This is a genomic window from Hanstruepera sp. CR43 (assembly GCF_055227665.1).
The window spans coordinates 2,464,666-2,489,870 of the sequence record NZ_CP200078.1; the positions used below are offsets into that span (position 1 = coordinate 2,464,666).

Consider the following 25,205-nt stretch of genomic DNA (forward strand, 5'->3'; position numbering starts at 1 on the left):
ATTTGGAATCAGCTATCTACTTAAATAAACTCGTCCTTGCATAGGATCACGGTTACCATCATTAAACTTTAAAATATAGAAATATACACCAACAGGTATTTCAGAATTACCAAAAGTTATTCCTTTTTCGGAATAACCATTCCAATTGGGTGTATCTGTATTGCCTTTATATAATATATTTCCATAACGATTATAAATTTCCAATGTAAAATTTGGATAACGATCTCTTAAATTAACGATATGGAAATCATCATTAATACCATCCCCATTGGGTGAAAATCCATCAGGAATAATAATATCATTTGGACAGTTATTTAAAACTACAGTTACTTCCAACCTGGGAATACTTTCGCAGCCTTCGGCCGTCAAAGTCGATGCGTAGTAAGTTTCACCATTGATTAATATTGTTGAGTCATTATAAGCATTATCATTATCTGGAGCATCATACCAGGTTATAGGTATATTTCCTAAAATGTTGGATGATAAATCTGAAACTGTTGGTATATCTTGTTCACAAAAGACATTTCCGCCATCTATGATTTCAGGTGTTACATTATCAAATACTATAAAATCTTCAGTAGAAATAACTGTTATGTCAGCACTACACATAGAATTCATTGGAATCAGTGAAATAATTGAAATGGATGTGGTTCCAACATTTGTCAATAAACTTTCAGGAATAATAAAATCAGAATTCCCTGCAGTAAAAGCTATATCAGCTGTATTTTGCGAATTATTTGCATTAGACAGACTATAGACAACGGTATAGTTTCCATCTGGTAAAAAATTTGCTCCAGTCAATTGGACCAAATTTGGTAAACCAAGGCAAATGTCTCCTATTTCTATTATCAATCCAGAGGCATCTGCATTGTTTTCAATACTCACTGTTATTTCAGATGAATCTATTTGTCCACATTGATTTGGACCAACACTGTAGGTGTAAATGCCAGGAATATCTACAGTAGGGTCAAATATGCCCGTTCCTGAAGTTAGTGCAGGGCTCCATACACCTCCTGCATCAGGATTACTATTTATAAAATCAAATAGATTTTGTGGTCCATCATCAGAACAAATAACGGCAAAACCATCATCTCCCGCATTCGGTTCCGGTACGATGGTGACAGTCACCGTAGCAAAAGCATCGGGACAAGGTGCGGTACCAGTTACAGTATAGGTATAGACACCAGGTGCATCAACAGCTGGATCAAACAGACCAGTTCCAGAGGCCAGTGCAGGACTCCAGGTTCCACCCGAATCAGGAGAACCACCAAGAGCAGCAAAGAGGTCCTGTGTATTATCATTATTACAGATATCAATAGATCCATTGGTTCCCGCATTCGGTTCAGGCACAATGGCCACAGTCACCGTAGCGGAAGCATCCGGACAAGGAGAAGCCCCAGCCACAGTATAGGTATAGACACCAGGCGCATCAATAGCCGGATCGAACAGACCGGTTCCAGAGGCCAGTGCAGGACTCCAGGTTCCACCAGGATCAGGAGAACCACCAAGAGCACCAAAGAGGTCCTGTGTATTATCGTTATTACAGATATCAATAGATCCATTGGTACCCGCATTCGGTTCTGGTACAATGGTCACAGTCACAGTAGCAGAAGCATCGGGACAAGGAGGAGTCCCAGCCACCGTATAAGTATAAACACCAGGTGCATCAACAGCTGGATCAAACAGACCAGTTCCAGAGGCCAGTGCAGGACTCCATGTTCCACCAGGATCAGGAGAACCACCAAGAGCACCAAAGAGGTCCTGTGTACTATCGTTATTACAGATATCAATAGATCCATTGGTTCCCGCGTTCGGTTCTGGTACAATGGCCACAGTCACCGTAGCGGAAGCATCTGGACAAGGAGGAGTACCAGCCACAGTATAGGTATAGACACCAGGTGCATCAACAGCTGGATCAAACAGACCAGTTCCAGAGGCCAGTGCAGGACTCCAGGTTCCGCCAGAATCAGGTGATCCGCCCAGTAATGTGAAAAGATCTTGAACGGTCGTATCATTAGCACAAATATCAATAGATCCGTTAGTACCCGCATTCGGTTCTGGTACAATGGTCACAGTCACAGTAGCAGAAGCATCGGGACAAGGTGCGGTACCAGTCACCGTATAGGTATAAACACCAGGTGCATCAACAGCTGGATCAAACAGACCAGTTCCAGAGGCCAATGCCGGGCTCCATGTTCCACCAGGATCAGGAGAACCACCAAGAGCACCAAAGAGGTCCTGTGTATTATCGTTATTACAGATATCAATAGATCCATTGGTACCCGCATTCGGTTCTGGTACAATGGTCACAGTCACAGTAGCAGAAGCATCGGGACAAGGAGGAGTCCCAGCCACCGTATAAGTATAAACACCAGGTGCATCAACAGCTGGATCAAACAGACCAGTTCCAGAGGCCAGTGCAGGACTCCATGTTCCACCAGGATCAGGAGAACCACCAAGAGCACCAAAGAGGTCCTGTGTACTATCGTTATTACAGATATCAATAGATCCATTGGTTCCCGCGTTCGGTTCTGGTACAATGGCCACAGTCACCGTAGCGGAAGCATCTGGACAAGGAGGAGTACCAGCCACAGTATAGGTATAGACACCAGGTGCATCAACAGCTGGATCAAACAGACCAGTTCCAGAGGCCAGTGCAGGACTCCAGGTTCCGCCAGAATCAGGTGATCCGCCCAGTAATGTGAAAAGATCTTGAACGGTCGTATCATTAGCACAAATATCAATAGATCCGTTGGTACCCGCATTCGGTTCTGGTACAATGGTCACAGTCACAGTAGCAGAAGCATCGGGACAAGGTGCGGTACCAGTCACCGTATAAGTATAAACACCAGGTGCATCAACAGCTGGATCAAACAGACCAGTTCCAGAGGCCAATGCCGGGCTCCATGTTCCACCAGGATCAGGAGAACCACCAAGAGCACCAAAGAGGTCCTGTGTATTATCGTTATTACAGATATCAATAGATCCATTGGTACCCGCATTCGGTTCTGGTACAATGGTCACAGTCACAGTAGCAGAAGCATCGGGACAAGGAGGAGTCCCAGCCACCGTATAAGTATAAACACCAGGTGCATCAACAGCTGGATCAAACAGACCAGTTCCAGAGGCCAGTGCAGGACTCCATGTTCCACCAGGATCAGGAGAACCACCAAGAGCACCAAAGAGGTCCTGTGTATTATCGTTATTACAGATATCAATAGATCCATTGGTACCCGCATTCGGTTCTGGTACAATGGTAACAGTCACAGTAGCAGAAGCATCGGGACAAGGAGGAGTCCCAGCCACCGTATAAGTATAAACACCAGGTGCATCAACAGCTGGATCAAACAGACCAGTTCCAGAGGCCAGTGCAGGACTCCATGTTCCACCAGGATCAGGAGAACCACCAAGAGCACCAAAGAGGTCCTGTGTACTATCGTTATTACAGATATCAATAGATCCATTGGTTCCCGCGTTCGGTTCTGGTACAATGGCCACAGTCACCGTAGCGGAAGCATCTGGACAAGGAGGAGTACCAGCCACAGTATAGGTATAGACACCAGGTGCATCAACAGCTGGATCAAACAGACCAGTTCCAGAGGCCAGTGCAGGACTCCAGGTTCCGCCAGAATCAGGTGATCCGCCCAGTAATGTGAAAAGATCTTGAACGGTCGTATCATTAGCACAAATATCAATAGATCCGTTAGTACCCGCATTCGGTTCTGGTACAATGGTCACAGTCACAGTAGCAGAAGCATCGGGACAAGGAGGAGTCCCAGCCACCGTATAAGTATAAACACCAGGTGCATCAACAGCTGGATCAAACAGACCAGTTCCAGAGGCCAATGCCGGGCTCCATGTTCCACCAGGATCAGGAGAACCACCAAGAGCACCAAAGAGGTCCTGTGTATTATCGTTATTACAGATATCAATAGATCCATTGGTACCCGCATTCGGTTCTGGTACAATGGTCACAGTCACAGTAGCAGAAGCATCGGGACAAGGAGGAGTCCCAGCCACAGTATAGGTATAGACACCAGGTGCATCAACAGCTGGATCAAACAGACCAGTTCCAGAGGCCAGTGCAGGACTCCATGTTCCACCAGGATCAGGAGAACCACCAAGAGCACCAAAGAGGTCCTGTGTACTATCGTTATTACAGATATCAATAGATCCATTGGTTCCCGCGTTCGGTTCTGGTACAATGGCCACAGTCACCGTAGCGGAAGCATCTGGACAAGGAGGAGTACCAGCCACAGTATAGGTATAGACACCAGGTGCATCAACAGCTGGATCAAACAGACCAGTTCCAGAGGCCAGTGCAGGACTCCAGGTTCCGCCAGAATCAGGTGATCCGCCCAGTAATGTGAAAAGATCTTGAACGGTCGTATCATTAGCACAAATATCAATAGATCCGTTGGTACCCGCATTCGGTTCTGGTACAATGGTCACAGTCACAGTAGCAGAAGCATCGGGACAAGGTGCGGTACCAGTCACCGTATAAGTATAAACACCAGGTGCATCAACAGCTGGATCAAACAGACCAGTTCCAGAGGCCAATGCCGGGCTCCATGTTCCACCAGGATCAGGAGAACCACCAAGAGCACCAAAGAGGTCCTGTGTATTATCGTTATTACAGATATCAATAGATCCATTGGTACCCGCATTCGGTTCTGGTACAATGGTCACAGTCACAGTAGCAGAAGCATCGGGACAAGGAGGAGTCCCAGCCACCGTATAAGTATAAACACCAGGTGCATCAACAGCTGGATCAAACAGACCAGTTCCAGAGGCCAGTGCAGGACTCCATGTTCCACCAGGATCAGGTGTCCCTCCTAATATTGTAAAAAGATCATAAATAGACGTATCATTACTACAGATATCAATCGAACTGCTGATTCCTGCATTGGGATCAGGGGATATTGTAATAGAAACTGTAGAACTTGATATTGAACAGCTATTTCCAGAATCTACAGTATAGGTGAAAACATATGGACTTCCAGAGGACGTCATGGACGTTATATTAACTGTTCCTGTGCTACCATTAGTTATTGGTAATGGACCGGTCCAAGTACCAGTTGTTTCGGGGCTTCCTGAAAGTTCGTCAATTAAATCAATGGATATGATAGTATTGATTTCTGATTCACAAATTTGAACGGAACTGTCAGAACCTGAATTAGCAGGATCATCTATTATAACAATAACTTCAAATCTGTCATTACTTTCACAAGGAGGGTCAATTGAAGTGGCAAAATAATTTTCACCATCAATGAGTAATGTTGAAGGATCTAATGGAATAACTGAACTTTCAGTATTATACCAAATATCAGCTCCTGCAGCGTTTAAATTGGCAACTGTTGGTGGGTTTTCTGAACAAAATGTTTGAACAGGATTTCCTGTCGGTACGGGTACAATTCCAATATTTGCTAAAACAGAGAGCCTTGAGGTGCGACAACCCGTATCCGGATTTTCTTGATCGGCATAATAAATAGTATTATCAATTAAAATCGTCGTTGGAGCTAAAGGGCTGCCTCCAGAAGGCACATTGTACCATTGAACATTGTTCCCAAAAGCAGTTAAATCAGAAATAGTAGCATCATTGGGATCATCTACACAAACCCCTTGAAAGTTTAAGCCAAAAGGAGGACCGTATATAGTAACATCAACACGATTCCTAATCCCACAATTTCCAGAAGGGCGATCGGCATAATAATCCTCACCATCAACCAGACTAGTAGTATCGGGTAGTGGTGTTGTACTGGTAGCTGTATCAAACCACCGTACTCCATTTCCATTATCGGTAGCTACTAGATCAGCAACAGTAGGATCGTCTATATCACAAAACGATTGCGCAGGGTTAGATACTGTAGGACATTGAGAAAAACTTTCACTGGAAAAAGCAATTAACAATAATGATAGAATTATAGTTTGTTTTAGGGTGTTAAGGCTTTTTATTGAAAAAAGTAATTTTTTTGGCATTTTATTTCTTTCAGATAAGTTTTAGTTAGTTGTTAGAATCAGAACTCTCAAATTCTTTGACAAGTATTATATCATTAATATGTCTTCCTGATTCAATTGTTTTATAGTAAAATTCTAAAGTGCTGTATGCTGTTTTAAGATCATTGAAATTATTGATATCATTATTATAGCTCTGGCACATACGCAACAAAGTATCATAAGTAATATCAAAACCTTCTTGAGCCGTTAAGTTAGATTCAATGTTATATATAGTTTTATAGTTTTTTGAGAAACTTTTAGCTGAAAGTAGATTCGCTGTTCGCTTTACATCGGGATACAACATTTTTAAAATGCTAAACCTCTTTGGGGAGATATCTTCTTCTCTAGGGATGAGATTTTTTTCTAATACAGCTAATTGAATTTTATAGTTTGACAATTCACGCAATAACGTATTAGTGGTATTCAAAAACACCCCATTTTTATCACTATCAATAATAACATAATTGGTTTTAGAACTGTCTAATAGATTGCTTAAGTCTTTGCTTGAGTAGTTTCCGCTTTTTCTGGTTTCGATTATTTTAGCTTCTTGAGCATTTGAAATAATGAAATTTCTATTAGCCTCTCGGTCATAATCGCTAATTAGAATGATATTTCCTTGTTGCATTTTAATATAATCTAGTACCTTCAGCTGTTGCTGGTAAATTGACGGGTAGGCCTCAAAGAGATTATTTAACGTTTTGTTTTCAGAAGCGTTGTACGCGGTAATAACGGGAATTTTTTTATCGTTTGCGGCAGAAATCAACCAATCGATGTTTTCATTGTAGGATGGCGCAAAAATCACATCGTAACCATCTAGAGAACTGTTTTTTGATCTAATATTTGAAGGTGTTACGCTGGTTTCAATATCTATTTCCACAATGTCGTATTTGATGGCAACTCCCAATTTTTGAAGGGAATCCATAGCTATTTTAGCACCTTTGTAGAACTCCAGATTGCGATTGAAATCAGCATTGGTAATCTCTTCTGAAGAGTTAACATTGTTAAATTCGTTTTCATTGAATGGCATAACAAAAAGAATTTTCTTTTGTGCGTTTTTATTTAATGTTGAAGTGAGGTTGACGAATTCATTTTTTGAAGTTTGTTGCTCAAATTCTTCTTCAACAGGATTTTCTTGACTGGTTTCTTTTAATACAGGCATTTTTATAACAGTTCCAGCCAGCACAGATTTCTCTAATTGAGGATTTAAATCTACAAAGTCTTCCATACTCATATTAGCCTGCTTGGATAAACTGTAGAGTGTCTCTTTGGGTTTTATGGTATAGTTTTCGTAAACAACAGCTTGTTCTGTTAAGGATTCCGTTTTAAACTCTTCTGTGTTTTCTGGTTTTGATAGTTCTTTTTCAGTAGTGTTCTCGGATGTTTCTTCAACGATGCTATTGTCTGTTTCAATGGGACCTTGATCACTATCAGCAATTATTTCTGATGAAGGGATTGTTATGGTTGTGCCATATTTTAAAATACCTAATTGCGGATTGGCCGATTTTATTTCTTGAATAGTAACTTGATATTTTTTTGATAAACTATATAGAGTTTCTCCTTTTTGAACATAATGTGATTTGTAGGTGGTATTTTGACTCTCGATTATTGAAGGAGATTGAACATTTGAAGAACGGATTGACAAGTAATGTCCAGCCTGTAAACCATTCTTAATATGAGGATTTTGTTGTTCTAGTTCGGCAATGGTTAGCCCATATTTTTTAGACAAACCATATTTTGTTTCACCCCTTAAAACATGATGGGTAAGAGACTGGTATTGATTCTCACCATTGTTTGAAACTTCTCCGGAATCGGTATTGCTATCCGAAGGAATGACTAAAATATCATCGACATAAATAACTTTTTCAGAACTTGGGTTTAGTTTAATAATGTCTTGGGGAGACACATTATAGATTCTTGATATTTGATAAACCGTTTCTCCTTTTTTTACCCGATGTTTTTTAGTCAGTTGTTGAGCGTTTCCATATTGAAAACAAAAAAATGAAGCCAATAAAAAAGAAAAAAGAATTTTCATAGATGTCCCATTCTTTTACGCTGTGATTGATTAATAGATAAAATTAGTAAAAAAACACTCACAATATTGGGATTTACAGGTTGTTGTCAACATTTTATTAACAATTTGAATTATAAGAGATTGTTGAATTTTATAGTAATTTTACAACCAAGTAAACCATAAACTTAATGAAACACACTTTTCTTAATAAACTTGACGTTCTAATTACGGCAATTGTTCTCTTGATATCGTGCAAAAACGACGGAGACTTTCAGAATTCAAAATTATCGGGATCAGTTTTTGGTACATCCTATTCTGTGATTTATGATGTAGAAACTGATTTTTCTGAACAATTTGATAGCATTTTTAAAGTGATCAATAATTCTATGTCAACGTATCAGAAAGACTCTGATATCTCAAAATGGAATCGAAACGAAAGTAATGAAATTGATGCCCACTTTATTGAAGTTTACAACACGTCCAAGCGAATTTATGAGCAAACCAATGGTGTTTTTGATCCTACCATTGGAACTATTGTGAATGCTTTGGGTTTTGGACCTGAAGAGAAAATGAATGAATTAGATAGTTTAAAAGTTGATAGTCTGATGCAATTTGTGGGATTTGATAAGTTGTTTCTGGCAGATCGTTTTTTAATCAAAAAACATAAAAGCACTTATATGGATTTTAACGCTATTGCCAAAGGTTATGGTGTTGATGTCATTGCCAATTTTTTAGAATCTAAAAACAGTGACAATTATTTGGTTGAAATAGGTGGTGAAATTCGCTCAAAAGGTAAGAATCTGGAAAAGGATGCACCATGGAAAGTCGGTATTGATAATCCAAATTTTGATGGTTCTCAATCGGTACTCAAAGCTATAACCTTAACCGATGATGCCATGGCTACTTCTGGTACCTATCGAAAATTTAAAGTTGATGAAAACGGCAATCGGTATGCGCACATTATTGATGCAAAAACGGGTTACCCAAGCAAAACGAATATCTTAAGTGTATCGGTGTTGGCGCCAAATTGTATGACGGCTGATGGTTTTGCAACGGCCTTTCAAGCCATGGGTATTGAAAAAATTGAAGAATTTCTGGAAACACATCCCGAATTAAAGGTATTCATTATTTATGAAAGTGACAATGGAGACTTGATGACTCAAGCCTTTAACGGATTTCCAGAATCCTAAATGTGACTTTTTAAAATGATAGTGTCATAAATAGGATGCTATTAATCAAAACTAAAAGTTGGACTGGGCGAAAGTTTAGTTCAGCTTTTTTTTTACCTTTAAGCAAACGCTTCTAAATGAAACAGTTATTACTTCTATTTTTTTTATTACCTTATTTTGTATTTTCTCAATGCCCTCCTGATGGTACATTTACTTCACAGACTGAAATTGATGCCTTTGCAACCGAGTATCCAGATTGTGCTGTTCTAGAAAGTAGTTTGGTTATTTCAGGAGATGATATTACTAATTTGAATGGATTAGAGCAAATAAGTCAGGTTAGCCGTTTGATTATTCAAGACAATCCGTTATTATTGAATCTTGATGGTTTAAATCAAAACTTAATAATAAATTCTTCTTTTGGAGAGTTAACCATACAAAACAATCCAGTTTTAACTAATATTAATGCTTTAGAATTTGTTACAGATGGAGAGGATATTGTCGAAGTTGAAGTTGATATTTCTGATAATCCCATGCTAAATGATCTATATGGTTTACCATTAAATCTTGATGCTATCAATCAATTAATTATTGATAACAATGATTCATTAACAAATCTGGAAGGACTTGGCGGTATTTCTGGTATTCAAAGTTTGTTTATTCAAAACAATGATAGTCTTTTAAATCTTATAGGTTTAGAAGAAGGTTTTCATGCTGTAAATTTAATTATCAATAATAATTTGTCTTTACAAAGTTTAGATGGTTTAATTTATCCAACATACATAACTCAAATAGCGATAGAAAATAATCAAAGTTTAACCAATGTGAGTGCATTAAATGCTATTTTGGCTAATTATTCGATTGATCACCATATAAGTATATTGAATAATCCCAATTTAGCTATTTGTGACAATGATTGGATTTGTAGTTTTATTGAATACAATCAATTTGATAAATGGTTACCAGGAAATTTTCATAACAACGCTTCTGGATGTGAAAATGATTATGAAGTAGAATATAATTGTGGATTTGTTAGCAATGATGATTGCACGATTTATCAATACCCTGATGTCGATAATAATCTTACATTGGGAGAAACCATAACAGCAACTAATCAATTGGCAACAACATCGGAACAAGTGCCAAGCTGTAACGAAGTGGTAGATAGACAAGATGTTTGGTTTATTTTTAATTCCGGAGATAGTTCAACAGTTGATATCCTGTTGCAATCAGGTTTTAATTTGCAACTATGGAACGCTAATAGTGGTTGTGGGTATCAAACTCAAGTTGCAGGAGCTTGCGGTAGTGAACAATTGTTGGATATTCCTGTAACCCAAGACACGAACTATTTTATTCAAGTTTGGAGTGATAACAACAAACGTCCAGCAGGCTGGTTTGATTTAACCGTTCAAGATGGCTTGTTGTCAAATACAGAGTATGCTTTTAATGAATTAAGTATATATCCCAATCCTGTTACTTCATTAAATATCGAGGCAGATAAGCCCATAGATGCTATAACCATTCACAATTTATTGGGACAAGAAGTAATGCATTCATTTCCAAACTCATCAAACACACAACTAAATTTAGAGAGCCTAAATTCGGGCATCTATATCGTTCAAATTACTATTGAAGGACAGCAAAAGACCTATAAAATAATCAAGGAGTAATTACTTTCTAACCAAAGGAATAATTTCGCCTTTGGCTAAACAATAGCGGTCTATTTCTTCAGTCGTTAGTTTGGTGGTGTAGTCCACTTCTTCAACGTCAAAGCCATTTTCGCGTAACCGATCAAAGTAATCTCTACCGTATACACGAACATGGTCATACTGACCAAAAATTTTAGCCCGTTCTTTTTTATCGGTTATGCTATTGTCTTCAAATGTTTTATCGCGTGTTAAATCTTGTGGAATTTGGAAAATGCCCCAGCCCCCTGGTTTTAAAACACGATATAATTCTTGCATGGCTTTTGTGTCATCTGGAATGTGTTCCAAAACATGATTGCATAAAATCACATCAAAACTATTGCTTTCAAAAGGGAGGTTACAGATATCAGCTTTGACATCAGCTAATGGTGAGTTTAAATCCGTAGTGGTGTAGTCTAAATTTTTGAGTTTCCGAAACCGTTTGTAAAAGGCTTGTTCAGGGGCAAAATGAAGCACCTTCAGATTGTCAGTAATAAAGTTGGTTTCATTTTGTAAATACAACCAAAGTAATCGATGACGCTCTAGAGAGAGTGTAGAAGGGGATAACACATTGTTACGTTGCTTTCCATAACCATAGGGTAAAAAGGTTTTAAAACTTTTATTGTCAATAGGGTCAGTATATCGATTACCTCGTAATATAAAAGCCAAAACAGGACGTGCTACGTAACTTAACCGAATTAGAATAGGTCTGGGAATGGTATTTAAAATTATTTTAAAGAGTTTTTTCATTTACTCTCAAACCATTTCGGTTAGTTTATTGTGCTCAATTTTCATACTTATACCATCCCAAAGTGCCAGTCGTTGTTCAAGAGATTGCTTGGCGACCTCCAATACATCCTCCCATTTTTGAGAATCGGTTCCACATAACTCCTGAATCATCTGTAACGATAAAGGGCCATGTTCATCACCATCCAGTTCAATATGACGATTTAAATAATAAGTGAGTTTACTGAATGAGGCGCTTCCCATTTTCGATTGATTGATAATCTGAAAAAACATATCTGGAATGACGTCTTCACGACCAAATGTAAAAGCCGAAGCGATTTTGTGAGGCTCATGGGTGTCAATAACATCAAAGGTGAATTGCATAAACTTCATGGCCTCTTCATTAATTCCTGCTTTTTTAGCAGCCTCATTTATTGACAGCTTTCTTTCAATACATTCAATAAAAAACTTGATTGTATCTGTTTTAGCATGGATTTGCTCCATGGCATCCAAATACATTTCGTAATGACTTTTTGGTTCTCCCAATTCATTTATGTCACTTTCTTCCCCTAATACAATTTCATTAATAAAACGCGCTGTTGCTGGGTTTTTGGCTGGTGTCCACGGTAAATGGGTCGTTGTTAAATGATTTTGGAGGGCCTTGAGTAATGACATAAAATCCCACACAGCAAAAACATGCTGCTCCATAAATATCTTAATGTCTTCTATGGTTTTAAGGGATTTGTAAAGTTTGTGCCCGTTGAGTTTCTGGCGTAATGGCGCTATCTCATTTTCAATGCGTTCAATATTTCCCATACTATAACACTAAAGCCTTTTGTCTGAATTCATCTTCTTCATTACTTTCAATACCCAAGGCTTCGTATATGTAGGCAAATGTTGATAGTAATTCGGGTTTGCCATCCACGATGGCAACATCATGCTCAAAATGAGCAGAAGGTTTGTTATCTAAAGTGGTAATGGTCCAACCGTCACGATGTTGTTTTATTCTATGGGTACCCATGTTTATCATCGGTTCAATGGCTACTACCATTCCTTCAATGAATTTTTTACCACGACCACGTTTACCATAGTTTGGCATTTCAGGGTCTTCATGCATTTTACGACCAATTCCGTGACCTACCAGTTCGCGAACCACGCCATAACCATGAGCTTCACAATAATTTTGAATGGCATAGCCCACATCACCAACACGATTACCAATTTTAAATTCTCTAATACCAACGTATAGGGATTCTTTGGTGATATCCAAAAGCTTCTGTGTTTCAGAATCGATTTCACCAACAGGAAAAGTATAGGCGTGGTCTCCATAAAATCCATTTTTAATGGCACCGCAATCAATGGAGATAATATCACCTTCCTTCAAGGGTTCATTCGTTGGAAATCCATGAACTACTTGCGAGTTTGGACTCATGCACAAGGTATTCGGAAAATTGTATAGCCCTAAAAAACCTGGAATGGCATCTTGCTCTCTAATATATTCTTCTGCCATTTTATCAAGTTGCAAGGTTGTAATTCCCGGTTTAACCTCTTTTGCGAGCATACCAAGTGTTTTTGATACCACGAGAGCACTTTCGCGCATTAATTCAATTTCTTCTTTGGTCTTTACAATAATCATAATTAAAAAATATGTGCAAAGATACTTAAAATTAACAAGCTATTTTAAGTTCCTAAAACATGACATATAACAGTTTTTAGTTGATTCTTTTTTATGACCTTTGTGCAATAATATCAATGTTATGTACAAATCTGTTAGTGCCGAAGAGGCGGTTAAAATTATCAAGTCGAATGATAAAATATATTTACAGGCTGCGGCAGCCGCTCCACAAGTATTAATTCGTGCCTTGACTGCCAGACATGAAGAACTGCAAAATGTTGAAATTTGCCAGCTGCATACTGAAGGTGAAGCACCTTATGCTAACCCAGATTATAAAGACAGTTTTCATGTGAATTCGTTTTTTATTGGTAAAAATGTTAGACACACCTTAAAAGCGGGTAATGGTTCTTATACACCTGTTTTTTTAAGTGAATTACCATTATTATTTAAACGAAACATTATTGATTTGCAAGCAGCATTTATTCATGTGTCTGTTCCAGACCATCATGGCTACTGTTCGTTAGGAGTATCTGTTGAGGCCACTTTGGCTGCCATTGATAATGCAGATTATGTGATTGCACAAGTGAATGAACAAATGCCTAGAACTCACGGTGCTGGAATTATTCATATTTCCGAAATTGATGCTTTTGTAGATTGTAATGAGGCATTACCAGAACACAATATGTCTGAACCATCAGAAATTGAAGATAAGATTGGAGCTTACGTGGCTGGACTGATAGAGGACAAAAGCACTTTGCAAATGGGCATCGGTAATATTCCCAATGCCGTACTCTCAAAACTATCCAACCATAAGGGTTTAGGTTTACACACCGAAATGTTTTCTGATGGCGTGATAGATCTGATATTAAAAGATGTCATAAATGGTAATTATAAGGAAATTAATCGAGGGCGTGCATTAACCACATTTCTAATGGGATCCAAACGTTTATATGATTACGTGGATGATAACCCATTTATTGAGATGCGTGCTTCAAACTATACCAATGACGTTTCTATCATCAAACAAAATCCTAGAATGGTTGCCATAAACTCGGCTATTGAAGTTGATTTGACGGGTCAGGTGTGTGCTGATTCAATTGGTGCCAGAATGTACTCTGGTGTAGGAGGTCAAATGGATTTTATTAGGGGAGCTTCCTTAAGTGAAGGCGGAAAGGCTATTATTGCACTGCCTTCAACAACCAAATCAGGTATCAGTCGTATAGTCCCGGCTTTAAAAATGGGAGCTGGAGTTGTTACTACTCGGTCTCATGTTCATTATGTTATTACAGAATATGGTATTGCCAATCTGTATGGAAAGACTATAAAACAGCGCGTAAATCAATTGGTTAATATTGCACACCCTGATCATCAGGAAATGCTTGACAGAGAATACTACAATTTAATTAATGGTTAGGTCAGTTATTTGAAAAATGAAAAGAATCCTTTCTTTTTAGGCATTTTTAAGGGTTGGTATTTCGGATTCGTTAGCATTTGATAGACTTCTCCCCAACCAATAAAACCTCCAATATTCCGGTCGTCTATGAATAAATCGGCATGAATTTTACGGCTTTTGCTGTAATCAAATTGTTCTTCAGGAAAACTTTTATTAACAGCATAAAACTCAATACCATTTTTCTTGCAAAACTCTACGGCTTCATCCAATCTAACACCATTTCGGTATGTCCATAAAATTAATCGATGCCCATCCTTTTGAAGACGTTCTAAAGTTTCAAATGCAAACATCATGGGTCTACCTATTTTGGGGTAGGCATCCTCTACGATTGTGCCGTCAAAATCAACTGCTATAATGAGTTTTTTATTAAAATCCATAATCAATACTATACAAAATACGAATAAAACTTAAACTAAACTGTTTTGAGTCATAGTGCTGGGTTTGTCAATGCCCATTAATTTCAAAATAGTAGGTGCTATATCACCTAAAATACCATTATTAATGTGCTTCAATTCGTTGTCAATTAAAATTATTGGAACAGGATTGGTTGTGTGTGCTGTATGGGGCGAGCCATCAGGATTTATCATGGTTTCGCAATTGCCGTGGTCAGCTATTAGAATAGTGGTGTAGTTGTTTTCTAAAGCTGTGGTTACCACATCCTTCACACAACTATCAACAGCTTCACAAGCTTTAATGGCGGCTTCCATAACGCCTGTGTGCCCAACCATATCGCCATTGGCAAAGTTCAAACAAACAAAGTCTACCACTTTTTTGTTTAATTCAGGAATTAACGCATCTCGTAATTCGTAGGCACTCATTTCAGGCTTTAAATCATAAGTCGCTACTTTTGGTGAGTTTCGTAATATTCTGGTTTCACCTTCAAAAGGTTCTTCTCGACCTCCAGAAAAGAAAAAGGTAACATGCGGGTATTTTTCAGTTTCAGCGATTCGAATCTGTTTTTTATGGTTTTTGGCCAAAACTTCACCAAGTGTGTCTGACAAATTATCTTTTTTGAAAACCACATGCATATTCTGAAAAGATTCATCATAATTGGTCATGGTAACATAGTACAAGTTCAATTTGTGCATATTCTGTTCATGGAAATCTTTTTGTGTGAGGGCTTCGGTCAACTCTCTTCCACGATCCGTTCTAAAATTGAAAAATATAACAACATCACCATTTTTAATAGTTGTAACTGGTTCAGAATTTTGATCAGAACAAATAATAGGCTTAATAAATTCATCGGTTATACTCTCATCATAACTATCTTGAATAGATTTTAAGGGATTTGAAGTTTTTGTACCCACACCATTCACCATAGCATTATAAGCCAGTTTGATACGTTCCCATCTATTATCGCGATCCATAGCGTAGTATCTACCCGTAATGGTGGCCAATTTAGTTGGAGTTTTTTCTATGTGCTCTAATAATTCTGTCATGAAACCATATCCAGATTTAGGATCTACATCACGCCCATCAGTAAATGCATGAACATAGGATTCTTGAACACCTTGCTCATTGGCAACTTCTATTAAGCCTAATAAATGATTAATATGTGAATGAACACCACCATCACTTACAAGCCCTAAAAAATGAATAGGTTTGTTGTTGCTTTTAGCATATTCAATGGCATCAACAAGCACAGTTTCATTTTGAAGTGTTTTATTCTTTACAGCTAAATTTATTTTCACCAGGTCTTGATAAACAATGCGTCCAGCACCCAAATTCATATGACCGACTTCACTATTTCCCATTTGCCCTTCAGGTAGTCCAACATGCAGTCCGTCAGTTCTTAAAGAAGCATTCGGATATTTTTCATAAAGGGAATCAATAAATGGTGTTTGAGCATTGTCAATTGCAGAAACTTTAGGATCGGGTGATTTTCCCCAGCCATCTAAAATCATCAAAATAACTTTTTTGTTCATGTTTTTTGGCTTTAAGTCCCAAAGATAAAAGTTTATAGTTTGTTGGACATAACCAATTGGTAAAAACTAGAAATAATTAAGGATGTGACGAGATATTGTATTGGGCAGTTAGATTTAATATGAAATTAACAAATTTGTATACAAATAGTTAAATAAATGTTATTTGTATTTTTTATGTGTAACAGTTTCAATTTTATGTCGTCTCTTTAGTATATCAAAAAATTATTTCATTAATCAAAAATCATTCATCATGAAAAAAACAATCGTCTTATCGGCAATTGCATTAAGTTTAACTTTTGCTACTAGTAATGCAACAACAAATTTAGAAACAGAAACAGGTTATGACAATATAACCATTGTTGAGACAAGTCCCTTTCACATGTCCATTGTAAAAGGAGACCTTGAAACGGTTCAAAAGCTTATTGAATTAGGTGCCGATGTCAATAAAAAATGGAACGGCTTAACACCTTCAATGTATGCAGCAAAATTCAATAGAGCTGATATTTTGGAAGTGTTAATTGCTAATGGCGCCAATTTAAAATCGAAATGCGATAAAGGACATACTGCAGCTGAATATGCTCAAATGTCCAATGCAACGGATGCAGAAGCCGTTATCAAAAACGAATTGAAAAAAAAGAAGTAATGTGAATTACTTTTTTATGGTTGGTTAGTAAGAAAAAGCTCTGCATTTGCAGAGCTTTTTTTATTGGTTTTTATATTTTTTTATCGATTCCCTTATTTTTTCAATTCGGTTTTCTGGATCTGGATGGGTACTTTGAAATTCAGGAACCCGATTGGGACCAGCGGCTTGTTTTAGAATCTCCATGACGCCAATCATTTCTTCAGGATCGTAACCAGCTTTAATCATGAACCTAATTCCTAAATCATCACTTTCTAATTCATCGTCCCTGCCATTGGATAACAGCGTGGTTTGTCCTATACCATTGACAAATTCACCCATGTCAGCACCTACTGAAGCTCCCATGGTTACGGTTTTCCAAAAATTGGCTTCGCTGATCCGTTCATTTGAGTGTTTGCCTAATACATGCCCAATTTCATGACCTAAAACACCTGCCAATTGATCCTCGTTTTCCAATTTGGAAAATAGAGCGTATGTAATAAATACCTGTCCTCCTGGCAATGCAAATGCGTTAATGGTCTGGTCATCGGCCAATAAATGGAAATCATATTTGTATGGAGTTTGCTTAGCAATACTATTATCAACTAATTTATTGCCAACTTGATCAACGAAGGCCTGATAGTTATTGTTGGGATATAGCCCGCCATATTGTTGCTCCATTTGAGGAGCACTTTGCAAGCCTATTGCTATTTCTTGTTCAGGTGAAAGCGTAATTGTTTGGGTTCTTCCAGTATATGGATTTTCTTCTTGTTGACTACATTTTCGTAAATAAGCAAAGGCCACAATAGCTATTCCAAGGAACAATCTGATTTTAAAATTTCTACTTCTCATGGGCGATGGATTTAAGTATCCAATTTACGAAAGTTTATAAATAAATCTAAATTAACTTTTTGCTCATAACATAATGTGGCCCGATTCTTTCTATTTCAAAAGGTTCTCCAAAAATTGAAAAGCCATTTTCAGTATAAAAATTCTTGGCTATTTGTCGGGCATTACACCAAATACGGTCACATGTGTTTTTTAACAGCTTTTCACCTTCAGAAAGTATGAGTTCGCCAAGCCCCTTTCTTTGATAATCTTTTAAAACAGCCATACCACGTAATTGGTATTGTTCTTTTTCTGAAAAAAGGGGATTCGAATTTCTTAAATAGGATGCGACGCCCACTAAAGTGTTTTTGAAAAATAGTCCAATATGAAATGTATTGTCATCTAGATCACCAGAAAAAGCACAATCAGATAGTGGTCTACCTGCTCTCAATACTGGATGCCTAACGGCATAAGTTTCTTCAGCGGTTATTTTTTTTAGATAATAAAAGGGACTTATGGTTTTGTAGAGTTTTGCTGGCATATTATCACATACGGCTTCATTAATAAACTCCATACCGCATTTTTCAATAACTTTATGGGAGGCTGTATTATCAACATGTGCATGCGCATAAATCTCTTTTAATTTGAGTGTTTCAAAACCATAGTTAATGGATGCTTGGGCACTTTCAGTTGCAAAACCTTGATTCCAGTGTTTTCTAAAGAATCTGTAACCGACTTCAACTAGTTTATCATCTGGATGAAATTTTAATCCACACCAGCCAATAAATTCATGGGTTGATTTTAAGCATACGGCCCAGCGTCCCATACCATAGAGTTGATATTGGTTATAATTTGAAAGAAATGACTTGGCATCTCCAACCGACTGAAAGGCAGAATCACCAGTGTATTTAATGACTTCAGAATCCGCATTCAGGTCATAGAAATACTTCGCATCTTCAATAATAAACTCGCGCAGAATTAGTCTATTGGTTTCAAATACTGACTTTTTCAAGGTATATTACTTTAGATTATTGATAGATGTTCCAGATTCAACTTCATAGGGTTGTTTGTTGTACTCAAAAATTCGGGTTTGATTTTGCCCCTTAAGCGTGATGTTTCCATTATGGACTTCAATCCAATTGCCTTCGCGTAAACCAACAACAGGTTGAGTATTAAAGTGATGGAATTCATTAATTCTTGTTTCTCGAGTTTCTCCCATGTGTTTATTATTGGGAATAGGGTCTAAATAATGTGGGTTGATGTTAAACGGAACTATAGAAAGCGCTTTAAAACTTGGTGGATAGACAATGGGCATATCATTTGTTGTGTTTATGGTCAAACCGCAAATGTTAATACCAGCACTGGTGCCAAGATATGGAATGCCTTTTTCAATAACCTCTTTAAGTGGCTGCATCAAATCATTTTTATAAAGTTTATTGAGCAATACAAAAGTGTTTCCTCCTCCAATAAAAATAGCTTCAGCATTTTTCAGAGCTTCCACAGGTGACCCAAATTCGTGCAGACCAATGGTTTTTTTATCTATTTTTTTAAATGCCAATCGCGCCTTTTCGGTATAATCATCATGTGAAATACCACCTGGTCTGGCATAGGGAACAAAAGTAATGACATTGCAATCTTTAAAGAAGATGGCTAAATCTTCCATGAGATACTCTAAATATCCTGAACCATAAATCGTTGAGGTACTGGCTAGAATTAATTTTTTCATCAAAATCTTTTTCGTAAATTTAAGTAAACATTGTTTTTAACAAAAGTTTATACTCCTTTTGGAGTAAAATTAAGATTAGAAATATTTTCTTTAACCTTTAAAACCGATCAACTTGAAACAAATTTTACTTATAACTGCTTTTTTTATTTCAACAATTTCACTGCTTGCACAAGATGTTAAACGTGTGGAAGTAAACGGTAAGATTATTGCCCAAAACGATGTAGAGGGTGTAACGGTCTATAATTCTTCATCTAATAAAGGAACAGTTGCGGATGAAAATGGAGATTTCAAAATGGAGGTGGCCTTAAATGATGTTGTTGAGGTTTCAGCGCTACAGTATGTTTCAGTTGAAGTTACTATTACCCAGGATGTTGTTGATTCGAGGGTTTTAAGATTGTTTTTGGTTGAAGAGCTTAATAAATTAAGTGAAGTTATTTTACTACCGTCATTACTGACTGGAGAAATCCATGTTGACATTGACAAGACCCAACCGCAACGCTATATAGAGATGCATTTTGGTGATTTGAGCGATATGGAATTTGCTCAAGACCCTTATTCTGAAGTTAGAAATGTTATTACCAGTGAGGGGCGATATTATAATGGTGTTGACTTTGCACGTATTTTTGGGCTTAACAAATTGTTCAAAAGAAAGGACAAAACACCAACTGCTACTGAATTGGATTCTAAATATACGGATGTATTGGCAGCCAAATATTCACAGGCTTTTATCAGTGGTAATTTTAATATTCCGCAAGAACGGGTTCCAGAATTCATAGCCTATGTCAATGCTAAAAATTTTGATGAAACCTTGCTTCAAGAGGGTAACGAAATGAAGCTCATTGAGTATTTGAATGGCCAAAGTGAGCTATTCCTAAAGACTAACAATGGGAAAGAATAACTTACTTTTTTTAAGGATTTTTTTATTTTTTACAAGTATTGGATTTGCCCAAACCATTGATTTATTAGGTAAGGTTCAAAGTGAATCGGATGTTGAAAATATACATGTTATCAACAAATCGGCACAACGTTTCACCACAACTAACAAATATGGTGAATTTAAGATATCGGTTTCTTTAAATGACACACTCGTTTTTAGTTCTATTCAGCATAAGTTATTGTCTGTTTTAATTGATCGTGAAATTATTGATGATAAAACATTGGTTGTTTATCTGGAAGAGCTGGTCAATGTATTGGACCAAGTCGTTGTTGGAAAGGTGTTAACAGGAGATATTCTATCTGATGTTGGAAATGTTGAAGGAGAGCCTATGACATCAAAAAAAGCGGGAATCCCTAGTTATCAGGGAAAGCCCAAAACTCAAAGTGAAAGGCGATTAAATGAAGCTACTACTGGTGGCGGCATTGTGCCTTTAAATCCTATCTTAAACGCTATTTCAGGTAGAACCAAACAGCTGAAGAAGCAGATATTGCTTGAAGAAAAAGAAACATTGATGTATAGTATAAAGGCCAGACTATCTGAAGATTTATTTAGTTTGGAACCACTACATGATAACTATGTTATGGAATATTTCTATTTCGTGTCAGAGTCAGAAGATTTTTTGGAGCGATGTAAAAATAAAACCGACATTTTAATTCTTGAATATTTGTTGGTTAAGTTGAAGGGGTATAAGGCTAACCAAAAGGAATGAGTTGTAGGTTTGCTGTATTAGGTATAATTGGTTTAGGTGTTTTTTTAGGTAGCCAATCTGCTGGTGCTCAAGTCAAAGAACTCAAAGGTAGGGTCGTAACAGTTTCTGATGCTGAAAATATTCACGTAATTAATGAAACGTTTAAGAAATATACCATAACTGATGAAGAAGGTGAATTTTCAATAGAGGTAAGATTAAACGACGTCTTGGTTTTTTCATCTATACAACACAAGTCAGATACAATTATTGTAAATAATGATATTTTAAAAAAGGGATTTGTTGTTGTTTCTTTAGAAGAACAGGTTAATATGTTAAATGAAGTGGTAGTAGGGAAAATACTGACAGGCAATATGTTTTCAGATGTAGGAAACGTTAATGGAGAACCTATGACATCTTTAAAGGCAGGAATCCACAGCTATCAAGGAAAACCTAAAACCCAAGCGGAAAGACGATTGCAAGATGGTACGGATTTGGCTCCCAAGTTGGGAGGGTCTTTGGGTGGGTTGGGTTTTTCTGTTCGATTAATCCCCATTTTAAATGCCATGAGTGGACGAAGTAAAGTTTTAAGGAAAAATGTAGTCTTGGAAGAAAAAGAAATACTAGTGCGCGATATAAAAACAAGACTTTCAAAAGATTTATTTAGTTTGGAACCACTACATGATAACTATGCTATGGAATATTTCTATTTCGTGTCAGAGTCAGAAGATTTTTTGGAGCGATGTAAAAATAAAACCGACATTTTAATTCTTGAATATTTGTTGGTTAAGTTGAAGGAATATAAACATAATAAGTATGACAATAAGGATTAGTTTATTTTGTGGAATACTTTTTGACATACAATTACTATTACTTTTGCATAAAAACTAATTGATATGGTTCATTTTAAGAAATTATTATTGGTGTTTATTTTGCCTGTTTTGGCATTTACTACTGCTCACAAATATTATGTAAGCGTTACTCAAATTGAGTATGTAAAAGAAAAGAAATCGGTGCAAATAATATCCAGAATCTTTATTGACGATTTTGAAAAACTTTTACGGGAACGCTATGATCCAAATGTAACTTTGTCCAGTGAAAATGAACCTGCCAAAGTGGACTTCTACATTGAAAAATATTTAGGCGAAAAATTTCAGGTGAAAATCAATGGTAGCAGGGCTACTGTTAATTTCATTGGAAAAGAGTATGAGGCGGACATTGTTTATTGCTATCTGGAAATAGAAAATGTGGCAAGTATTTCTTCATTCGAGGTAACTAACCAAGTCCTTTTTGATTTGTACAGTGAACAACAAAATATTGTACGTACCAATATCAATGATAGAAACAAGAGCTTTATACTCATTAAGGAAAATGATAAAGGTTTGTTAAACTTTTAGGAAACGCCAAAATACCTTTAAAAAATCGTTAATTTTCGCTTCAATTTTGTAACCAATATTAACGATGAAAAAATTAAAATATCTTTTCTTATCTGCACTGTTCATTTCGGTTGGAGCATTCTCTCAAGAAGACGAACAAAAACCAGAGCGTAAGCCGGGTCATACAAACAACAATAAGTTTAAACAATTGTATGATGAGTTCTCAACGCCTAACATGTATCGGACAGCTTCAGGCGCACCTGGACCAGCTTATTATCAGCAACAAGCCGATTATAAAATGGATTTGGTTTTAGATGATGATAAAGCGAAAATTTCGGGTTTTGAAACAATTACCTACACTAATAATTCTCCTGATCAATTGAAATATCTTTGGGTGCAACTGGATCAAAACATGCGTGCTAAAGATTCACAGTCACCACTAATTCAAGGTAGTGGCGTAGCACCTGCACAGCAAGTGGGTACCTTTGCTTCGTCTTACATGACCGAAGGTTTTGATGGTGGTTTTAAGATAGAAGCTGTGAAAGATCTTAATGGAAAAGATTTACCTCACATGATAAACCGAACCATGATGCGAGTTGAATTGCCAAAGCCATTAAATACAGGAGAAAAATTTTCTTTCTCAATTAAGTGGTGGTATAACATCAATGATTATGTGAATATGGGTGGTCGTTCAGGATATGAATACTTTCCTGAAGATGGGAATAGAAATTACATTATTGCCCAGTTCTATCCTAGAATGGCAGTATATAGTGATGTTGAAGGCTGGCAAAATTCTCAATTCTGGGGACGTGATGAGTTTGCATTGCCGTTTGGGAACTTTGAAGTCAATATTACAGTGCCTTCAGACCACATTATGGATGCCACAGGAAAACTTATGAATCGAAAAGAAGTTTTTTCTAAAGACATGATGAATCGTTATGAGCAAGCCAAAAAGTCATACGATAAACCCGTAATGATTGTAACACAAGCTGAAGCTGAAAAAGCTGAAAAAGGTCGTGCTACAGGAACAAAAACGTGGAAATTTTATGCTGAAAATGTGCGTGACTTTGGGTTTGCAACTTCAAGAAAATACATTTGGGATATGATGGCTGTTAAAATTGGTGGAAAAGACGTTATGGCAGTCTCCATGTATCCAAAAGAAGGAAATCCTTTATGGGAAGAATGGTCAACTTATGCTGTTGCCAGTACTTTAAAATCATATTCCAGAATGACTTTTGATTACCCGTATCATAAAGCTATTTCGGTTCATGCCAAAAACCAAGGAATGGAATATCCAATGATATGTTTTAACTATGGACGTCCTGATAAAGATGGTAAGTACAGTGATAGAACAAAATATGGAATGATCAGTGTTATAATACATGAAGTTGGTCACAACTTCTTTCCAATGATTGTGAATAGTGATGAGCGCCAATGGACATGGATGGACGAAGGATTAAACACATTTGTACAATACGTTGCTGAACAAGATTTTGGTGAGTGGTATCCAGCGGCATTGTCTGAAGGAGACGATACATACCCATCAAGAAGAGGTCCGGCTGCTAACATTGTTCCTTATATGGGAGGTGATCAAGATTTTATTGCACCTATTATGACAAAAGGATTAAATACCCATCAGTTTGGGAATAATGCTTACGGAAAACCTGGAACTGCTTTGAATATATTACGTGAAACGGTTATGGGTCGCGAATTATTTGACTATGCCTTTAGAGAGTATGCACAACGCTGGATGTTTAAACACCCAACACCAGAAGATTTCTTCAGAACCATGGAAGATGCATCAGCATTCGATTTAGATTGGTTTTGGAGAGGTTGGTTCTACACAACGGATTATGTTGATATGGGTGTTAAAGAGGTTAAGAAATACTATGTGTCAGGTGAACCTAACGAATATGTTAAAAACATTGTGAAGCAACGTGGTATGAAATTGAGCGACTTACCTCCGTTGGTTTATATGGTAGAGGAAGGTAGTGAAGAATACAAGGAAAGTATGAAGAATGGGACACTTTTGGAAAATTCACCAACATTGAATGAATACATTATGGATAATTTTTCGGAAGAAGAGCGTAAGAATATTAAACAACCTAAATATTTTTACAATGTAACCTTTGAAAAACCAGGAGGTCTGGTAATGCCAATCATAGTAGAGTATACTTATGCCGATGGTACTTCTAAAACTGAAAAGTATCCTGCCCAGATTTGGCGATTAAATGATAAAGAAGTGAGTAAGGCGGTTGCTTCTGATAAGGAAATTGTGAAAATTACATTGGACCCTAATTTAGAAACAGCTGATATTGATACGTCCAACAATTCTTGGCCTAAAGAGGTTAAACAAAGTCAATTTGACCAGTTTAAGAATGAAGTAAAGAATTAATAAAAAAATAATTTCTTTTAAGCCGACTTTTATAAGTCGGCTTTTTTTATTCGTATCATAC

Annotated in this window: 19 protein-coding genes; 9 read left to right on the forward strand and 10 right to left on the reverse strand. The window is 37.1% G+C overall.

Going from position 1 to position 25,205, the window contains the following annotated elements:
- Window positions 1-12 precede the first annotated feature (12 nt).
- Window positions 13-5,979 carry a T9SS type B sorting domain-containing protein gene (locus ACKXGU_RS11265; protein ID WP_463465410.1) on the reverse strand — a complete coding sequence of 1,989 codons (5,967 nt, stop codon included), beginning with the start codon at window positions 5,977-5,979 and terminating at the stop codon, window positions 13-15.
- Window positions 5,980-6,004: 25 nt separating this feature from the next.
- On the reverse strand, window positions 6,005-8,029 hold the full coding sequence (locus ACKXGU_RS11270) for a LysM peptidoglycan-binding domain-containing protein (RefSeq protein WP_463465411.1): 2,025 nt from the start codon (window positions 8,027-8,029) through the stop codon (window positions 6,005-6,007).
- A 167-nt stretch (window positions 8,030-8,196) separates the two neighbouring features.
- Here ACKXGU_RS11270 and ACKXGU_RS11275 point away from each other — a divergent pair, with 167 nt between their 5' ends.
- Window positions 8,197-9,198, forward strand: a complete 1,002-nt coding sequence (locus ACKXGU_RS11275; protein ID WP_463465412.1) for an FAD:protein FMN transferase — start codon at window positions 8,197-8,199, stop codon at window positions 9,196-9,198.
- Window positions 9,199-9,314: 116 nt separating this feature from the next.
- A complete protein-coding gene (locus ACKXGU_RS11280; protein ID WP_463465413.1) occupies window positions 9,315-10,844 on the forward strand; it encodes a T9SS type A sorting domain-containing protein in 1,530 nt (509 codons plus the stop codon).
- Here the strand turns inward: ACKXGU_RS11280 and ACKXGU_RS11285 are convergent, their stop codons facing one another.
- From ACKXGU_RS11285 to map, 3 genes are read right to left on the reverse strand one after another with little or no spacing between them, the layout of a single operon-like run.
- A complete protein-coding gene (locus ACKXGU_RS11285; RefSeq protein ID WP_463465414.1) occupies window positions 10,845-11,609 on the reverse strand; it encodes a class I SAM-dependent methyltransferase in 765 nt (254 codons plus the stop codon).
- 6 nt (window positions 11,610-11,615) lie between these two features.
- On the reverse strand, window positions 11,616-12,401 hold the full coding sequence (locus ACKXGU_RS11290; RefSeq protein ID WP_463465415.1) for a DUF3050 domain-containing protein: 786 nt from the start codon (window positions 12,399-12,401) through the stop codon (window positions 11,616-11,618).
- A 1-nt stretch (window position 12,402) separates the two neighbouring features.
- Window positions 12,403-13,221 carry a type I methionyl aminopeptidase gene (map, locus tag ACKXGU_RS11295; protein ID WP_463465416.1) on the reverse strand — a complete coding sequence of 273 codons (819 nt, stop codon included), beginning with the start codon at window positions 13,219-13,221 and terminating at the stop codon, window positions 12,403-12,405.
- Window positions 13,222-13,342: 121 nt separating this feature from the next.
- On the opposite strand from map, the gene ACKXGU_RS11300 reads away from it, so the two are divergent.
- Window positions 13,343-14,614, forward strand: a complete 1,272-nt coding sequence (locus tag ACKXGU_RS11300) for an acetyl-CoA hydrolase/transferase family protein (protein WP_463465417.1) — start codon at window positions 13,343-13,345, stop codon at window positions 14,612-14,614.
- 5 nt (window positions 14,615-14,619) lie between these two features.
- Here ACKXGU_RS11300 and ACKXGU_RS11305 read toward each other — a convergent pair whose 3' ends face one another.
- Together ACKXGU_RS11305 and gpmI are read right to left on the reverse strand one after the other, a co-directional pair.
- Window positions 14,620-15,030, reverse strand: coding sequence for a BT0820 family HAD-type phosphatase (locus ACKXGU_RS11305; protein WP_463465418.1), 411 nt, complete (start codon window positions 15,028-15,030; stop codon window positions 14,620-14,622).
- 30 nt (window positions 15,031-15,060) lie between these two features.
- A complete protein-coding gene (gene gpmI, locus ACKXGU_RS11310; RefSeq protein WP_463465419.1) occupies window positions 15,061-16,578 on the reverse strand; it encodes a 2,3-bisphosphoglycerate-independent phosphoglycerate mutase in 1,518 nt (505 codons plus the stop codon).
- Window positions 16,579-16,828: 250 nt separating this feature from the next.
- On the opposite strand from gpmI, the gene ACKXGU_RS11315 reads away from it, so the two are divergent.
- Entirely contained in the window at window positions 16,829-17,221 is a 393-nt protein-coding gene (locus tag ACKXGU_RS11315) for an ankyrin repeat domain-containing protein (protein WP_463465420.1), read from the forward strand.
- Window positions 17,222-17,281: 60 nt separating this feature from the next.
- Here ACKXGU_RS11315 and ACKXGU_RS11320 read toward each other — a convergent pair whose 3' ends face one another.
- Genes ACKXGU_RS11320 through pepE form a run of 3 tightly spaced genes read right to left on the reverse strand, consistent with a single transcriptional unit; the run spans window position 17,282 to window position 19,751 of the window.
- Entirely contained in the window at window positions 17,282-18,049 is a 768-nt protein-coding gene (locus ACKXGU_RS11320) for a M48 family metalloprotease (protein WP_463465421.1), read from the reverse strand.
- Between the two features lie 46 nt (window positions 18,050-18,095).
- Window positions 18,096-19,037 (reverse strand): GNAT family N-acetyltransferase, encoded by a 942-nt coding sequence (locus ACKXGU_RS11325; protein ID WP_463465422.1) that lies wholly within the window; start codon window positions 19,035-19,037, stop codon window positions 18,096-18,098.
- Between the two features lie 6 nt (window positions 19,038-19,043).
- Complete coding sequence (pepE, locus tag ACKXGU_RS11330) at window positions 19,044-19,751, reverse strand: dipeptidase PepE (protein WP_463465423.1); 708 nt, start codon at window positions 19,749-19,751, stop codon at window positions 19,044-19,046.
- Window positions 19,752-19,863: 112 nt separating this feature from the next.
- Between pepE and ACKXGU_RS11335 the strand changes: the two genes are divergently transcribed.
- The 5 genes from ACKXGU_RS11335 (at window position 19,864) to ACKXGU_RS11355 (ending at window position 25,144) form a co-directional block, all read left to right on the forward strand.
- Window positions 19,864-20,649 (forward strand): carboxypeptidase-like regulatory domain-containing protein, encoded by a 786-nt coding sequence (locus ACKXGU_RS11335; protein ID WP_463465424.1) that lies wholly within the window; start codon window positions 19,864-19,866, stop codon window positions 20,647-20,649.
- Window positions 20,636-21,397 carry a hypothetical protein gene (locus ACKXGU_RS11340; RefSeq protein ID WP_463465425.1) on the forward strand — a complete coding sequence of 254 codons (762 nt, stop codon included), beginning with the start codon at window positions 20,636-20,638 and terminating at the stop codon, window positions 21,395-21,397. Before ACKXGU_RS11335 ends, ACKXGU_RS11340 begins: the two co-directional genes overlap by 14 nt.
- On the forward strand, window positions 21,394-22,206 hold the full coding sequence (locus ACKXGU_RS11345; protein ID WP_463465426.1) for a hypothetical protein: 813 nt from the start codon (window positions 21,394-21,396) through the stop codon (window positions 22,204-22,206). Before ACKXGU_RS11340 ends, ACKXGU_RS11345 begins: the two co-directional genes overlap by 4 nt.
- Window positions 22,207-22,269: 63 nt before the next feature.
- Window positions 22,270-22,770 carry a DUF6702 family protein gene (locus ACKXGU_RS11350; RefSeq protein ID WP_463465427.1) on the forward strand — a complete coding sequence of 167 codons (501 nt, stop codon included), beginning with the start codon at window positions 22,270-22,272 and terminating at the stop codon, window positions 22,768-22,770.
- Window positions 22,771-22,834: 64 nt separating this feature from the next.
- On the forward strand, window positions 22,835-25,144 hold the full coding sequence (locus ACKXGU_RS11355) for a M1 family metallopeptidase (RefSeq protein ID WP_463465428.1): 2,310 nt from the start codon (window positions 22,835-22,837) through the stop codon (window positions 25,142-25,144).
- Window positions 25,145-25,205 lie beyond the last annotated feature (61 nt).